The sequence below is a fragment of the Shewanella sp. VK101 genome, from assembly GCF_056497865.1.
Genome location: NZ_CM151402.1, coordinates 4,837,334 through 4,854,259, shown reverse-complemented (window position 1 = coordinate 4,854,259; position 16,926 = coordinate 4,837,334). Strand labels below are relative to the sequence as shown.

7 protein-coding genes are annotated in these 16,926 nt (G+C 52.7%); 6 read left to right on the top strand and 1 reads right to left on the bottom strand.

Annotated elements, in window-relative coordinates; genetic code table 11:
* Positions 1-198: 198 nt before the first annotated feature.
* The 6 genes from ACSHSR_RS21605 (at position 199) to ACSHSR_RS21580 (ending at position 8,298) form a co-directional block, all read left to right on the top strand.
* On the top strand, positions 199-906 hold the full coding sequence (locus tag ACSHSR_RS21605) for a hypothetical protein (RefSeq protein WP_208150252.1): 708 nt from the start codon (positions 199-201) through the stop codon (positions 904-906).
* Between the two features lie 80 nt (positions 907-986).
* Positions 987-1,511 (top strand): hypothetical protein, encoded by a 525-nt coding sequence (locus tag ACSHSR_RS21600; protein ID WP_479631135.1) that lies wholly within the window; start codon positions 987-989, stop codon positions 1,509-1,511.
* Positions 1,512-1,639: 128 nt separating this feature from the next.
* Positions 1,640-2,998 (top strand): glutathione-disulfide reductase, encoded by a 1,359-nt coding sequence (gene gorA / locus ACSHSR_RS21595; protein ID WP_028780394.1) that lies wholly within the window; start codon positions 1,640-1,642, stop codon positions 2,996-2,998.
* Between the two features lie 332 nt (positions 2,999-3,330).
* Positions 3,331-5,052 (top strand): DUF262 domain-containing protein, encoded by a 1,722-nt coding sequence (locus ACSHSR_RS21590; protein WP_234519264.1) that lies wholly within the window; start codon positions 3,331-3,333, stop codon positions 5,050-5,052.
* 276 nt (positions 5,053-5,328) lie between these two features.
* The gene (locus ACSHSR_RS21585) at positions 5,329-5,733 is read left to right on the top strand and encodes a hypothetical protein (RefSeq protein ID WP_234519255.1); all 405 of its coding nucleotides are present in this window, start codon (positions 5,329-5,331) and stop codon (positions 5,731-5,733) included.
* 468 nt (positions 5,734-6,201) lie between these two features.
* Positions 6,202-8,298 (top strand): M13 family metallopeptidase, encoded by a 2,097-nt coding sequence (locus ACSHSR_RS21580; protein ID WP_479631134.1) that lies wholly within the window; start codon positions 6,202-6,204, stop codon positions 8,296-8,298.
* 71 nt (positions 8,299-8,369) lie between these two features.
* On the opposite strand, the gene ACSHSR_RS21575 is transcribed toward ACSHSR_RS21580, so the two are convergent.
* Positions 8,370-16,883 carry a fibronectin type III domain-containing protein gene (locus ACSHSR_RS21575; protein ID WP_479631133.1) on the bottom strand — a complete coding sequence of 2,838 codons (8,514 nt, stop codon included), beginning with the start codon at positions 16,881-16,883 and terminating at the stop codon, positions 8,370-8,372.
* Between the last annotated feature and the right edge of the window lie 43 nt (positions 16,884-16,926).

The following is a 16,926-nucleotide window of genomic DNA, read 5'->3' as shown; positions in this document are numbered from 1 at the left end:
ATAGCAGTGAAACATAGCCGCCAAACTCGACAGTGAAATACCTGTAAGTTACGAGTCACTGCTGCCGAGGAAGAGAGCCTACCGTCAATGCACAAAAAAATCATAAATGATAACTGGATCTAAAACACGATTCGTTATCATTTACATAATGAGGTGGTGGAATAAAATAAACTTTACTTTGTAAGTTTGGTACGTTTTATGCGCTATCCGCTCTTGTTGCTGACACTCCTGTGCTGCAATCCATTATTGGCCGATGAGGCCGCCGAAACCCAACTCATGCTGGGGTGGGACAGCCGCTATATTTCGGAGGGGCGTGACAACTTGTCTGCGGGCGGGATTGCCTGGAGTGGTATTCACCATAGCCGTGATGGCCTGGGGGCCTTCGTGTTGTTTGGTCGAGCCGACAGTGTTAACTACGCCGAGCTCAATGCCGGGGTGGAATACTGTTTCAACCCACTCGAATCAGTGGAAGCCGGTGTCGGCATGCAGCGACTGGAGTTTTACGGTGATGAGCGTGCCCATGACAATGAGGTGTACGCCTATCTCGCCTATCAGGGGCTGAGCTGGCTGACACCATCGATTAACTATACCTATGCTACTGAAGCCTCTGGTTATTTTGTTGAGTTGAGCCTGCACAGCCATTGGCAAGTGAACGAGCAACTGACTCTGACCCCCTATGTGACCCAGGGATTCGACTTTGGCTATGCCAGCCAGACCCATGATGGCCCCAATCATCTGCAGCTTGGTGTAGAGGCATGCTACTCATTAACCCCTTCTTTGGTGGCTTCCTTGCATTTGAGTCACAGCATAGCGGAGGATGATATCAAGCAGCAGGCGCAAGAGGAGGATTGGCATGGCGACCTGGATCAGTCTTATGCCGGCTTGCATCTGGAGTGGCAGTTTTAAACTGGCTAACATTCACCGCAGCTTCTAGACTCTGATGTGAAGACAAACAGCGTCGAAGGATCGATGCGGGAGTACAGGGAATGTTAACCTACAGAATCGGCGGGCTTTGCTGCCTGCTCCTTTGGTTGGGAGTCGCCCCATTGGCTGAATCCCAGGCCGAATCAAGCTCAGACCTGAATCTAGTGTCGAGTTCAGAGCCCTCAATAGATAAGCAACTCAGCAACCTGGACAAAGAGCCTGGTTCGCTCCCTCTGGGGTTAGTGCTCGACAGCGAGGGCAATCCTATTGCCATTCCACAGCAGTTTGAAGCCGCACTTGAATATGAGTCTGCGCCCTTGCCCAAGGCCTCGCGCGACAGTAAACCAACGAAATCCCGAAAAAAGAAGGCATCCAAGCCTCGCCGTCAAGTCGCCGATGATCCCAGTTGTCGCTGGTTGGATAAGCGAATGACAGAGCTGGAGCGGCGCCTCAGGCAGAAAGATTCCCACACTGCCAGATTTTTGCAGGCTGAACTCGGCGAGCATCAACAGCAGTTTCGTTGCCTCAAGTGCTCAGGTTCAGGGCCTGAGACCCAGGATTATTCGCGCTGCACCTTGTATCACTGAAATTTTTACCGGCAGACTCTGGTCTGGTCACTTGATCTGAATCCCCCTACAATGGCTCACAAGTATCCCGCCAGACGGGAGGTCGCCCTGTTGGGCGAAAGAATCTGTATCAATCGACGGAGATAAACATGGCACAACATTTTGACTATATCTGCCTGGGTGCGGGCAGCGGTGGTATTGCGTCAGCCAACAGGGCCGCCATGCGTGGCGCCAAGGTGTTGCTGATTGAAGCCAAACACCTGGGTGGTACCTGCGTCAACGTCGGCTGTGTGCCCAAGAAGGTCATGTGGTATGGCGCCCAAGTGGCCGAAGCCATGCATCTCTATGCCAAAGATTATGGTTTTGATGTCAGCGTCAACCAGTTTGACTGGAACACTCTGGTGGCTAGTCGTGAAGCCTATATCGAACGGATCCATGGCTCCTATGAACGCGGTCTGGCCAACAATAAGGTCACTGTGGTTAACGGCTATGGCCGCTTTGTTGATAACCACACCATTGAGGTCGACGGTGAACACTACAGTGCCGAGCATATTCTGATAGCTACCGGTGGCGCGCCCAGCATTCCTGACATTCCCGGGGCAGAACATGGCATAGACTCGGACGGTTTCTTTGCCCTGCGTGAACAGCCCAAGCGGGTAGCCGTAGTGGGTGCCGGTTATATCGCGGTGGAAATTGCCGGTGTATTGCATGCCTTGGGCAGTGAAACCCATCTGTTTGTACGCAAACATGCGCCGCTGCGTAACTTCGACCCCATGCTCTATGAAACACTGATGGAGTCCATGGCCAGCGAAGGGCCTTCGCTGCATACCCAGAGTATTCCCAAGGAAGTGCGTAAAAATGCCGATGGTAGCCTGACTCTGGTGCTGGAAAACGCTGAAGAGTACACAGTGGACTGCCTGATCTGGGCCATAGGTCGGGCACCGGCCACAGGCAATATCGGCCTTGAAAATACCGATGTGCAGTTGGATCCCAAGGGATATGTGATAACTGATGCCCAGCAAAACACCAGCGCCAAAGGGGTTTACTGTGTCGGTGACATCATGGCGGGCGGAGTAGAGCTGACACCGGTTGCCGTCAAGGCGGGTCGCTTGCTGTCAGAGCGTCTCTTTGGCGCCATGCCGGATGCCAAGATGGACTATGACTGCATCCCGACTGTGGTCTTCAGCCACCCGCCAATTGGCACCATGGGGCTGACAGAGCCCGAGGCCAAAGAGCGATTCGGTGAGGATCAGGTTAAGGTCTACACTTCCTCCTTTACCTCCATGTACACTGCAGTTACTGCGCACCGTCAGGCTTGTAAGATGAAGCTGGTTTGTGCCGGCGCCGATGAAAAAGTCGTCGGGATCCATGGTATCGGCTTTGGCATGGATGAAATCCTTCAGGGCTTTGGCGTTGCCATCAAGATGGGCGCCACCAAGGCTGACTTCGATGCCGTAGTCGCTATCCATCCAACGGGCGCAGAAGAGTTTGTTACTATGAGGGGTTAATGTCGAAAACCCACCTACACACGTTCGTATTGTAGAAAAACTGAGAGGCCAGAGCATCGTTCTCTGGCCTTTACTGGCTCATCGATACACTGCCTCTTCTAACACGTTTATGCCCCATTCCTTCTTAGTGCTTTTACTCATTCACGTCCGGTTCATAAGTTTTTACCCTACTAAAAGTTATCCATTCTTCTAACGCAGTTAGTTGTTCCCTATGTTGTATCACGAGGATAAGTTAGACCGACTCACGTACATCGGGATACTGACTTATCTTTGTACACGGTATAGTCTAGTGTTAATATCTCTAAAGGACTAATTATCATAGAGTTAGTGGAATGAATCTCAGTACAGCAAACGAAAACTTTAGGCAACTTGTCGGGCACAACGTTACTTATAGCATACCGCCATTTCAGCGAGATTATTCATGGAGTGAAGAGAACTGGGAAGAACTATGGTTTGATATTTTAGCTATGTATAGTGAGGAAGATGACGCTGAGACTGAGCATTATATGGGATACCTAGTCTTACAAGAATCTGCGAACAAAAAATCTAGCGCTGTGATCGATGGTCAACAAAGGATCACTACGATTTCAATCATAATATTATCTGCATTGAATCACTTACAAAGCTTGATCAAGAAAGACTTGGATTCAGAAAATAACTTGAAACGTGAAAATGTGTTGCGTGAAAGCTACATAGGTTACATCGACCCTATTACGTTACGTTCTCGTTCCAAATTAACCTTGAACAAGCACAATGATAGGTTTTACCAAACTTACATTGCAGTTAACTCTGAACGTATCCCTGCTAGAAACCTTAAAGCATCTGAGCATCTTCTTAGAAAAGCGTACCATTGGTACTCAAACAAGATTGAGACAAGATTTGGCTTCACAAAAGAAAGTGGTCAGGAAGTAACTGCTTTTATCGATTCCTTAGTAGACAAATTGTTCTTCACTGTAATTTCAGTTACTGATGAGCTAAATGCCTTTAAAGTATTTGAAACACTGAATGCGAGGGGGGTAAAACTTAGCTCCACAGATCTGTTAAAAAACTATCTTTTTTCTGTGCTAAGTAAAGACAATCCACATGACTCTGTTTTAGAAGATCTTGAGTCTTCATGGGAGCATATTACTGGCTTGCTGAGTAGTGAAAGTTTTCCTGAGTTGTTGCGGATTTTCTGGAACAGTAAAAACAAATTGGTTCGAAAAAAAGATCTATTTAAAACAATTCAAAAGGCTATAGATACACAAGCAAAAGCATTTCAATTAGTTACAGACTTGGAGTATAACGCTGAGATTTATGCGAATCTTCGAGATCCTAACAGTGCCATTTGGGATACAACTGAGAAGGAAGCTCTTTCGCAATTAATAATGTTTGGTGTAAAACAACCTATAGCAATGCTTATGTCCTCTTATCGAAGATTCTTTGATACTGACAGACAAACGTTCACAAAAATCCTTCAGTCAATATCAGTAATATCGTTTAGATATAACGTAATTTGTAGTTTGCCACCACAAGATCAGGAAGGCTTGTATAGCTCGGTAGCTACGAGAATAGAGAATGGTAATCTTACCTCTTACATAGAAGTTATTGATGCACTGAGGGATATCTATCCAGATGACACCCATTTTGCTGCTGCATTTACTAGCAAGCAGTTAAAGACGACAAATACTCGCAACCAAAAGGTTGTCCAGTACATACTTAAAAAGTTAGAATACTGTGAGTCTGGAAATTCTATAGATTTAATGACTAACCAATTTAACATCGAGCACATTTTGCCTCAGCGTGCAGGCGATGGTTGGGATCAATTTAATGGTGTTAGACAACAACAGTCAATTTATCGGTTGGCTAACATGGTTATATTAGAGAAATCAATAAATAAGAACATTGGAAACTGCCCTTACGAGGTCAAGCGTGAATCACTTAAAGAGAGTACTGTTGCTATAACTGCGGGCCTTGCAAACTTCTACGATGATTGGACTCCAGAGACCATCGATTCTCGTCAAAGGTATTTGGCGAAGAAAGCTAAAACCATATGGCGAATTAACGGATTCTAAATAAAAAGGCCCATTAGGGCCTTTTGGGTTTTCAGTTTTCCAAGTCTATCTTGATTCACAAAACAGATTGAAACTAGTTGAGTTTTAGAATTAATACAGCATCATATACGAACTGAAAATACGGGAAAAATTGTCCGTGAGTCGAGTATTTCTTTAAGAGGAAATTTTGGAAAATTATTCAGTAAATTAGGTTATTACAAAAGATTTCCGCAGAAAAGCAATACTCAAACTATAACCTATCGTGAGCCTGAATTTCCTGAGCGAAATAGTCAACGATTGATAGAGATAGTCGCTGAGGGTAATGGATGGTTCAGAGCACGAACGCAAGAATCTAATGCTAAGACCGGAATATTTTTTAGTATTGAACATAAGCTTAGTCACCTTCTTACTTGTATCGACCCTGAAATAGAAAATTTGATGTTAGGTAAGAAAATTAACACTCTCAAAGCGTTCATCAAACTCTATGAGTTTGATGACTCTGCTGAAAAGAGAGAGTTTCGAGAACTTCTGCCACCTTTACATGAGGTTAAGAACATCCGAAATAAGCTCGTACATGACCTGATGAAGTCATCAATCGGGCTGAATGAACAGCCTAGAACGTTGGAATATGTTCGCAAACGAGACAAATATTTTATCAATGACGTGTTGAATAAAATCGAAGATGATAGTGAGAAGTCCTGAATTTTATTGGCTAAATTTGGCCTTATTTTCTCAGTTGAACTAGCACTGGTGGCAATGACTGTTGAACTATAAACCAGTATGCAAAAAACTATAGTGTGGCTTTGCCTTACTCAATTTAATCTGTAAACAGCTAAATTAGCAGACGCTCTGGCACAGAAGTTGTCCAGAAAGGTGTTTCATTGGATGGTCAAGACAACCAGCATGATACTTTGTTCCTCTCCCACCGCTTAAGCCAGTTTTACTTGACCACTATACTGGACAGCTTCTCCACAATAAGCCAAAAATCCGCCTTTGCCTATCGCTTTTGGGGTGGGAATTACCTCAGACGCTTTTGAGGTTAAGGGATGCGCAGGGGGCAATCTGCCTCATATCTTGTGACAGTTTTCTGCTTGGCCGCCAAGCGGTGAAATGAGATAGACTCGAAGATCAAACGCCTGAAACCCCATAAATAAGATCAAGGAAATCTGCATGTTCAAGCCCAATGCAATCGCGCTGTTTACCGCCGCGGCCCTGCTCGGCGGCCTGGCCGCTTGCCAGTCTCAAGATACAGCTTCAACCAAGGTGCCGTCTGTGACTTCCAGTCAGGGAGAGGCCAATATAGGCATCAGTCTGGCAGCCATGGATACCAGTATTAAACCAGGAGATGACTTCTACAATTACGCCAATGGTCAATGGATGCGGGATACCAAGATACCTGCCGACCGAGCCTCCACTGGGTCTTTTCTGGTGGCTTTTGAATCGACCGAGCAGCACAAGGCCGAATTGATTGCTGAGCTGGTTGCCAAGCCCCATGCTGCCGGTAGTGATGAAGCGCGAATTGCCGATTTTTATCTGGCCTATACCAATACTGATGCCATCGAAAAAGCCGGCCTGCAGCCATTGGCGAATTACCAAAAGCAGATAGCAGCCCTGAAAACCAAACAGGCGCTATCGGCGGCCTTGGGAGCCAGTTTACGGGCCGATGTTGACCCGCTTAATGCCACCGACTATCACACTGAGAATCTGCTGGGGGTATTTGTCACCCAAGGGCTGGCGACTCCGGGAGAGGTATTGCCCTATCTGTTGCAGGGCGGGCTGGGATTGCCGGAGCGGGAATACTATCTGTCGGGCGATCCCAAGATGCAGCAACTGCGGCAGGCTTATCGCCACTATGTCGAGACCTTGTTGCAAACCGCCGGCATAGACAATGCCGGTGAACGGGCCGAGCGAATATTCGCGCTGGAGCTGAAAATAGCTGCCGCCCACGTCAGCCGTGAAGACAGTGAAGACTTTGCCAAATCATCCGCAGTTTGGAGCCGGGCTGACTTTGACACCAAGGCCCCGGGTATCGACTGGCAGGCATTCTTTGAGGCCGCGCAACTTGGCCAGCAGCCACGCTTTGCCGCTTATCATGGCCCCGCCATCCGCGCACTCTCGGCCTTGGTAGCTTCCGAGCCGCTGGCGAGTTGGCAAGATTGGTTGCTGTTCCACCAGATCAATAGCCACACAGATGTCTTGCCTTCGGCGCTGGATCAGGCGCACTTTGCCTTCTATGGCACAACCTTGTCAGGCACGCCTATGCAACGCAGCCGCGATAAGCGCGCCTTGGAGGCGTTGGATAATTATCTGGGAGATGCTGTTGGCCGCGCCTATGTGAGCCGTTATTTCCCGGCGTCGGCCAAGGCCAAGGTCAGCGAGTTGGTGGATAACATAGTCGATGCCTTCCATGGCCGGGTTGAGGCGATTGATTGGCTGGCACCGGCCACCAAACAGGAAGCCCTGGCCAAGGTTGATACTCTGGTGGTGAGTGTGGGCTATCCGGATAACTGGCGTGATTACAGCCATTATCAGGTGGGGCAGAGTGCTTATGCCAATGCCGTGGCCGGTGAACAGGCCGAATACGCTCATCAATTGGCCAAAATAGGCAAGCCCCAAGATAAAGGGGAATGGTGGATGAACGCCCAGATAGTCAATGCGGTAAACCTGCCGGTGCAAAATGCGCTCAACTTCCCGGCCGGGATACTGCAACCGCCGTTTTTTGATGCCACGGCCGACGATGCCTATAACTATGGTGCCATAGGGGCGGTCATCGGCCATGAGATCAGCCACAGCTTTGATAATAATGGTGCGGCTTTCGATTCCAGCGGCGCTATGCGCAATTGGTGGACTCAGGCGGACTTTGAGCATTTCGCCGCCCAAGGGGATGCCCTGGCCAAGCAGTTCGACAAATATGCGCCTTTCCCCGACTTGCATGTCAACGGCAAACTGACTCTGGGGGAGAATATCGCTGATGTAGCCGGATTGGCTGCCGCTTACGATGCTTACCGGGCGTCACTCAAGGGCAAAGAGGCGCCCGTTATTGCCGGTTTTAGCGGTGATCAACGTTTCTTTATCGGTTATGCCCAAACTTGGGCAACCAAGATGCGAGATCAGGCCATGCGCCAACGTATTGCCACCGATGGCCATGCTCCCGGCAACTACCGGGCCCTGACTGTGCGCAATCTGGATGCCTGGTATAGCGCCTTCGATGTAAAACCCACAGATGCGCTCTATCTGGCGCCAGAGGACAGAGTCAGGATCTGGTAAGCCTACCGATAAGAAGACCGCCATCAGGCGGTCTTCTTACATCCTGGCGGATCGCTTAAGCTAATCCAAGCTCAGAAAAAGAACTCCAGACCAAGAAAGACACCGTCTACCTGATTTCTGTCCAACATATAACGGCGGTAATCGGCTCTGATCGCCCACTGTTCGGAGAGTTGATATTGGCCACCCAGACCCCAGTAGAAGTCGACGCCAGAGTCGTCATAACGCAACTCTTGCTGTTGCCACTGGCTGTTGAAGTCGCTCTCCCAGACAAATATCCCGCCGTTGAGGCTGAAAGACCAGTCGTGATATCGCCAAAAGCGGTATTCGGCTCCGGCAGTTACCCCGGAGGCCAGTTGCGGCCCAAGGTTGGCAAGTGATTGCTGCAAGGCCTGTGGGTCGAGTGTGCTGCCGGCCAGCATGAGTGAGGTTTCGCCCAAATCAAGATAGCCAAACTGCAGCGCCCAGGCATCACTAGCCTGGTAGTTCAGCGCCACAGACCAGGCGAAATCATCTTTGTCCAACTCCGTCAGTTTGATCTCTGCCGGTAAGGCCTGGTTGATATCCGACTCCGAGAGGCGGGCATGGCTGTAACCCAAGTTGAGGTTCACAGACCAGCGCGCCTGGGCATTGAAACTGACCCCAATTGCCAGTAGCAGCAACAGCGGCAGGCTTGCCAAACGCAGGCTTAAGCGCCTGAATCCCGCCATCACCAGCATTAGTGCCAAGGCCCAGGGGGCGACGGCCCCGCCGGAAGAGCGGTTTTCCACCACAACCTCTTGATAGGCCGTGACCGTCACCACTACCTGAGCGGTTGCCGAGGCGCCGTTGCCATCACTGACACTGAAGCTGATGATATCTGTGCCCGCAAAGCCGGTCTTAGGTTGATAGCTCAGCGTCTGTGATGTTGTGATGCTGACGCTACCGGATTGAGCTACAGCGCTTTCCAGCGTCAGGCTGTCGCCATCCGGGTCGCTGGCAGTGCTCAATACATCCAGTTCTATCGTCGTCCTGTCGTTCGTGCCGGCGCTGCTGTCATTCACCACGGGTGCCCTGTTGTAAAAGACAACCAGCTCTGCATGGCTCATTGCCGTACCACCCATGCCGTCGCTGACGGTATAACTCAGCTGTGCGTTGCCGATAAAGTCTTCCGGCGGCGTGTACATCAGGCTGAGCTTGTCGTCACTGACACTGATCTCACCGATAGAGACACTGGCCTGCACCAGATAGAGGCTGTCGTTATCGGCATCATTATCGTTGGCCAGTACGTCCAGTAGATGTTGCTGATTCCATGGCAAACTAAAGCTGTCAGCCTGGGCTATGGGGTGTTGGTTGGCTGACAGCTTCACGGCAACGCCGCCCGGGTCGACTATGGTGCCATTAGCTTGGCCGTCACCGTCGTTGGGGCCACCATCCTGAATAAGCAGTTGCACACACCAATGACCTTCAGTAAGGCCACTCTGCCAGCTGGCATCACCCATTGGTGGACAATATCCGGGTTCTCCCGCGCTGCTAAATATCTGGTTGTTGGCATCTGTTACAAACTCCTGCCAGCCGGAAGCGACATATTTACGGTATTGAGCTTGTGCCGGTATCGCCTGAACTTGCGGGATCACTATGCTGACACTGCCGCCATACTCGCTGCCCTCGAGTTCGAAGTCGAATAAACCTCCGACAATTTTCCCTTCACTGTCATCTGGCAACATTGAGCCATCTTCCAGCTCAATACCGTTATCCAGCCGCTGTAGACTTAGCAACCCCTTACGGGAGCAGATGCCGGGTTGCGCCTCGGCCAGGTAGCTATTGGGGCGGCTGAGCTGTTCGGGGATCACATTGCAGGGGTGATCGCCCTGCAGATAGGCAGGAATACCGTTGCCGTCCGGATCGCCATAGCCTTCGGCACTATCCGGTAAACGGTTGTTGTTGGCGTCTGTTTCCCCAAGAGCCGGTAGCTGTGCCAGCAGCAATAGCTTGAGACTCTTGCTGCTTCCCAGTTGGGGGGAACCATCGTCCATGGCGTTCAATGTCAGAGTCACAATCCCTGGGGCCAGCACTGCGGGGTCAAAGGTGAACTCGTTTGCTGAGGTCGAGAGGTTTGTCATAGCTGGCTCGCTGGACCAACTGAGGCTGATATTGTCTGCCGGGTTGGGGTCAGCGACTTCTGCCGTTACCGTCACTAAGCCATCCGAGCTGCTGACACTGGAGCGAATTTCACCCTGTTGACTGGCGCTCAAGCTGAGGTTGGGCGCCAGATTATTGTTACTGATGCGTATTTCAGTAGCGGCGTTGTGCCCGGGGTTTTGGCCGTCGTCCAGGGTGATTGTCAGCGATTTTTGTTGCCCGGCGGTCAAGTCGGCAAAAACATTGAACTCCAGGCTGGTGGACATTCCCTGACTCAAGAGCAGGCTTCCGCTTGCAAGGTCATGGTCTTGACCTGCAATCGCATCGCCGCTGACACTGTAGCGGATTTCCATCGGATACTCGGGGGCCGAGCCGTTGAGTAAAACCGGCACCTGCACCCGAGTGAAGTTGGCGACAGTTTTCGAGGCTCCCAGGTTAATCCTGGGGTACACGGTAACCAACTGCGACGCTGTGGCACTTACCCCCTTACCATCTGTGGTTTTCCAGTAAGCCAAATGTTGGCCGGGAGCAAAAAACGGGAAGCCGTTCAACAAGGATACCGGAATGGGGTTGTCATCGCTGTCGATGGCGCCGACCCGACCCAAGTTTACCCGGGTAAACAGACCTGTGGCGTTGGCTGTGACATCGGCCGGGATATTGATGACAGGGGCTTCTGGATTACTGCCTTCTATACTGAAGCTCACCTTGGCACTGTCATAAAACTCTCCGTCCGTGATGCTGTAGCTGAGTCGCACCTGACCATTGAAGTTTTCCGGCACTGTCAGTTGCAGCTTATCTCCCAGTACAGTAGCAGTGCCCAGACTGGTGCTGATATCCACAATCGTCAGTGGATCGTCATCTGGGTCACTGTCGTTGGCCAGTACATCGAGCAAATAACTATTTTCTTGGCTGAAGGCTTGGGTTATCCGGTCGTGGTTGGCCTGTGGCGCTTGATTGACAGCCTTTACTTCCACACTAAAGGGCGCCAAATCTGTACTGAGCGCACCATCCGTGACTCGGATAATGATGTTGTCACTAACTCCTACATGCTCTCGAAGTGGAGTACCACTGAGCTCGCCGCTTGCCGTGTTGAAACTGGCCCAGGCCGGTTTGTTGCTGATGCTGAACGTCAGAGGATCCTGATCCGGATCTGTGGCCGTGGGGATAAAGCTGTAATAGCTATCCTGATCTACGCTGCCGGCTGGAGTACCTGAAATACTGGGGGCCTTGTTATCCGGCTCCGGGGTTACAGTATTGGAGGGGCTTGAGGCCGGGCCTGTGCCTGCGATGTTGCTGGCGCTGACGATAAAGCTGTAGTCGGTGCCGTTGCTCAGGCCGCTAACTGTCAGCGGCGATCCGGTGCCGCTGGCGGTGAAACCACCTGGGCTTGAGGTGACTGTGTAACTGCTGATCGCCGCGCCGCCGGTACTTGCCGGGGCGCTGAAACTGACCGTGGCGCTGGCGTCGGCAGCGACAGCGCTGACAGACATCGGTGCGCCGGGCACCACAGCATTAACTGTAAAGCTCTGGGTCACGGTTGGCGCTGCATTGTAGCTGCTATCCCCGGCTTGGTCGGCGTTAATGCTGCAACTGCCCGCGCTGATAAAGTTGAGAGTGCCGGTAGTTGTGATGGTACAGACTCCAGTGCTGTTGGAGCTGAACACTGGCGCCAGCCCTGAACTGGCTGTGGCCGTAAGGGTTGGCGTGGTACCAAAACTCTGCGCCCCCGGGTTGTTGAAGCTGATGCTCTGGCTTGCCTTGGGGGTCACAGTATTGGAGGAGCTTGAAGCCGGGCCCGTGCCTGCTGTGTTGCTGGCGCTAACCGTAAAGCTATAGTCGGTGCCGTTGCTCAGGCCGCTGACTGTCAGCGGCGATCCGGCGCCGCTGGCGGTAATGCCTCCCGGGCTTGAGGTGACTGTGTAACTGCTGATCGCCGCGCCGCCGGTACTTGCCGGGGCGCTGAAACTGACCGTGGCGCTGGCGTCAGAGGCAACGGCGTTGACAGATGTGGGCGCTCCGGGCACCACGGCATTGACCGTAAAGCTCTGGGTCACGGTTGGCGCCGCATTGTAGCTGCTGTCTCCGGCTTGGTCGGCATCGATACTGCAATTACCCGTGGTGACAAAGGCTAATGTACCAGTGGATGTGATGGTACAGACCCCAGTGGTCGTGGAGCTGAACACAGGTGTTAGCCCTGAGCTGGCGGTGGCGGTAAGGGTTGGTGTGGTGCCAAAGCTCTGCGCCCCCGGGTTGTTGAAGCTGATGGTCTGGTTTGCCTTGGGGGTCACAGTATTGGAGGGGCTCGAGGCCGGGCCCGTACCCGCGGTGTTGTTGGCGCTGACAGTAAAGCTATAGTCGGTGCCATTGCTCAGGCCGCTAACTGTCAATGGCGAGCCGGCGCCGCTGGTGGTGAGGCCGCCCGGGCTTGAGGTGACTGTGTAACTGCTGATCGCCGCGCCGCCGGTACTTGCCGGGGCACTGAAACTGACTGTGGCGCTGGCATCAGAGGCAACGGCGTTGACGGACGTGGGCGCTCCGGGCACCACGGCATTGACCGTAAAGCTCTGGGTCACTGTGGGCGCCGCATTGTAGCTGCCGTCTCCGGCTTGGTCGGCATCGATACTGCAATTACCCGTGGTGACAAAGGTTAAGGTGCCGGAGGCCGTGATGGTACAGACCCCAGTGGTCGTGGAGCTGAACACAGGCGTCAGCCCTGAGCTGGCGGTGGCCGCAAGGGTTGGCGTGGTGCCAAAGCTCTGCGCCCCCGGGTTGTTGAAGCTGATGGTCTGGTTTGCCTTTGGGACTACCGAGTTGGATGGTGCGGATGGTGAGCTTGTACCCACGGCATTGATGGCCTGCACTGTAAAGGTATAACTCGTGCCGTTGGTCAGGCCTGCAACCCCTATCGGCGAGTTGGCGCCACTGGCGGTGATCCCGCCTGGAGATGAAGTCACTTGGTATGAGGTAATCGCAGAACCACCATCACTTGCCGGCGCCGAGAAGTTGACCACGGCTTGGCCATCCAAGGCAGATGCCGTGCCTATGATGGGCGCGCCGGGCACCACAGCATTGACTGTAAAGCTCTGGGTCACGGTTGGCGCCGCATTGTAGCCGCTGTCCCCGGCTTGGTCGGCGTTAATGCTGCAACTGCCGGTGCTGATAAAGCTGAGAGTGCCGGTAGTTGTGATGGTACAGACTCCAGTGCTGTTGGAGCTGAACACTGGCGTCAGCCCTGAACTGGCTGTGGCCGTAAGGGTTGGCGTGGTACCAAAACTCTGCGCCCCCGGGTTGTTGAAGTTGATGGTCTGGTTGGCCTTGGGGGTTACCGTATTGGAGGGGCTCGAGGCCGGGCCCGTGCCTGCTGTGTTGCTGGCGCTGACAGTAAAGCTATAGTCGGTGCCGTTGCTCAGGCCGCTGACTGTCAGCGGTGAGGCGGCGCCGCTGGCGGTGAGGCCGCCCGGGCTTGAGGTGACTGTGTAACTGCTGATCGCCGCGCCGCCGGTACTTGCCGGGGCGCTGAAACTGACCGTGGCGCTGGCATCAGAGGCAACAGCGCTGACCGACGTCGGCGCTCCGGGCACCACGGCATTGACCGTAAAGCTCTGGGTCACTGTGGGCGCCGCATTGTAGCTGCTGTCTCCGGGCTGATCGGCATCGATACTGCAATTACCCGTGGTGACAAAGGTTAAGGTGCCGGAGGCCGTGATGGTACAGACCCCAGTGGTCGTGGAGCTGAACACAGGTGTTAGCCCTGAGCTGGCGGTGGCGGTAAGGGTTGGCGTGGTGCCAAAGCTCTGCGCCCCCGGGTTGCTGAAGCTGATGCTCTGGTTTGCCTTGGGGGTCACCGTATTGGAGGGGCTCGAGGCCGGGCCCGTACCCGCTGTGTTGTTGGCGCTGACAGTAAAGCTATAGTCGGTACCATTGCTCAGGCCGCTAACTGTCAGTGGCGAACCGGCGCCGCTGGCGGTAAGGCCACCCGGGGTTGAGGTGACTGTGTAACTGCTGATCGCCGCGCCGCCGGTACTTGCCGGGGCGCTGAAACTGACTGTGGCGCTGGCATCAGAGGCAACGGCATTGACCGACGTGGGCGCTCCGGGCACCACAGCATTGACTGTAAAGCTCTGGGTCACGGTTGGCGCCGCATTGTAGCTGCTGTCTCCGGCTTGGTCGGCATCGATACTGCAATTACCCGTGGTGACAAAGGTTAAGGTGCCGGAGGCCGTGATGGTACAGACCCCAGTGGTACTGGAGCTGAACACAGGCGTCAGCCCTGAACTGGCGGTGGCGGTAAGGGTTGGCGTGGTGCCAAAGTCCTGCGCCCCCGGGTTGTTGAAGCTGATGCTCTGGTTTGCCTTTGGGACTACCGAGTTGGATGGTGCGGATGGCGAGCTTGTACCCACGGCGTTGATGGCCTGCACAGTAAAGGTATAACTCGTGCCGTTGGTCAGGCCTGCAACCCCTATCGGCGAGTTGGCGCCACTGGCGGTGATCCCGCCTGGAGATGAAGTCACTTGGTATGAGGTAATAGCAGAACCACCATCACTTGCCGGCGCCGAGAAGTTGACCACGGCTTGACCATCCAAGGCAGATGCCGTGCCTATGATGGGGGCACCGGGAACAGTAGGGACGGCAACAGTATGAACATCGCCAGAGGTGTAGGCTGCCGGCCCACTGTTGGCCTGAGCATCGCTGATGTTGGTTGCTGCTTTCAGATCCAGGCGCAGCGAACCGTTACCGCTGATATTGTTGATAGTTACAGTAACGCTGGTGCCTGAGCTGGCGGATACCGACGCAATATTGCCTGCGGCAGAGCCCGTGTTGGTCAGGTTAAAGTCGTCGGTCGAGATATTATTGGCCAACTCATTGAAACTAACTGTGTAACTGATGCTGGTTGCGGTATCTGCGGGTGAGCCATCGATAGTCATGCCGGTCACTTCCGGAGCAAGGTCATCCACGACTGTGATACTAAAGGCTTTTTCAAATGTGGCATTGCCTGAATCTGTCGTCTGCACCCGGATGCTATAACTACCGCCAACCAAGGTGGAGGCATTGTTGGCTCTGAGGGAATCACCACTGAGATTGAAGCTGCCATTGTTGGTGTCACCACTACCGGCAATCAAGGCATAACTGAAACTGTCACCAACATCGGCATCCGTGGTTGTCAGGGTGCCCACCACAGCATTACTGCCGCCGCTTTGGTTGACGGAGTTGTTGGAAAGCGAGATATCTGTTGGGCTTTGATTACCGCTGAAGGCTCCAGTGACACCCAACGTAACACCACTGCTGCTTCCCTGGAGTATGGAACCATTGGTTTGGCTGTCATTGACAACTGTGCCGCTGGTTTCGTTGAGTTTCCAGTAGCCAATCAAGCCGGTTTCATTGCCCGCCAGCTCGAGCTGGCGGTTATTTTGAATTTCGGTTTGAGTCCGCGCCGTGCTCCAAAGGCGGATGTCATCTATTTTGCCGGTAAAGTTGTTTACCGAACCATGATTTTGAAGACCGGCGACCAGGTTGTTGACGTTTGCCGCTTGATAATCCGGCACTGTGTTGTTGCCACCCATGTCGGCAACACCAATACCTGTGGCTTGGCCATCCAGATAAAAATCCCACTGGCCGTTGTTGAAGACAAAAGCAAAGTGATACCAGACATTGGTTGAAATAGTGATTGGATTACTTTGGGTCAAAGAGCCGAAGTCGCCGCTCAGATCAACCGTCATTGTATTGTTATATATGATAAAACCACCGGCATCGAGTGAGCCGGTAATATCCATCAGATTGATGATGCCTGAGGTGCTGGAAAAATTGGCCCACATTTCCAGGGTAAAGGTGCTGTCATTGGCGAGTGCTGAGGCGGCATTGGTGAGGGTAACCGCATCACCGTCGGAGAATTCGTAAGCTGTGTTGGACAATAGCGTATTAAACCCTCTCACTTCATCGGAAAACAATGTCCTGGCGGTAATGGTCGAGGAGGTGGAGTATTCGAGTTGCCAATCACCGCCAAGACGCTGGTTGCCTGTGGCGTTGGTCGATGCCAATACGGGCCGGGCTAAAATCGAGGCCAGATTATCGACAAAGGCTTGGCCCTTTGGATCCTGAGCCAAGTTACAGGCGTAGAGATAGAGGGGGGCACCCGGTAGTAGCAGTTGATCCAACTGAGTGGCCAGTTCCCGCGGCGCCAACTTGTGGCCTGCCAACAGTATTTCGCCGCTTTGACCGTGAGTGATCAAGTGTAAACCCGAGTACTTCTTGTCTTGGGCTATCAAGGCGTTGAGTTCGGTCAGTTCGGTAATGGGTCTAGAGGTGAGGGCCGTGGTAGATGCCTGTTCCAGCAAGGTTTGATATTGAGAGATTGTGGCATCGACCAAGATGAGCTCAGCCTTTGTCCCTGGTTCTGTGACACTCTTTGCTTGTACAAATGGCAACAGCAACAATGTCACCAGGCTTAATATCCGTATTAAAGAGTTCATGGTTTTGGCAGCCCTGAATAGTCCGGTGTTAGCTTGAGCAATT

Bases quoted from the DNA above. Each gene is read 5' to 3' on its own strand.
- ACSHSR_RS21605 (WP_208150252.1), top strand. From the start codon at position 199: ATGCGCTATCCGCTCTTGTTGCTGACACTCCTGTGCTGCAATCCATTA.
- ACSHSR_RS21600 (WP_479631135.1), top strand. From the start codon at position 987: ATGTTAACCTACAGAATCGGCGGGCTTTGCTGCCTGCTCCTTTGGTTG.
- gorA (WP_028780394.1), top strand. From the start codon at position 1,640: ATGGCACAACATTTTGACTATATCTGCCTGGGTGCGGGCAGCGGTGGT.
- ACSHSR_RS21590 (WP_234519264.1), top strand. From the start codon at position 3,331: ATGAATCTCAGTACAGCAAACGAAAACTTTAGGCAACTTGTCGGGCAC.
- ACSHSR_RS21580 (WP_479631134.1), top strand. From the start codon at position 6,202: ATGTTCAAGCCCAATGCAATCGCGCTGTTTACCGCCGCGGCCCTGCTC.
- ACSHSR_RS21575 (WP_479631133.1), bottom strand. From the start codon at position 16,883: ATGAACTCTTTAATACGGATATTAAGCCTGGTGACATTGTTGCTGTTG.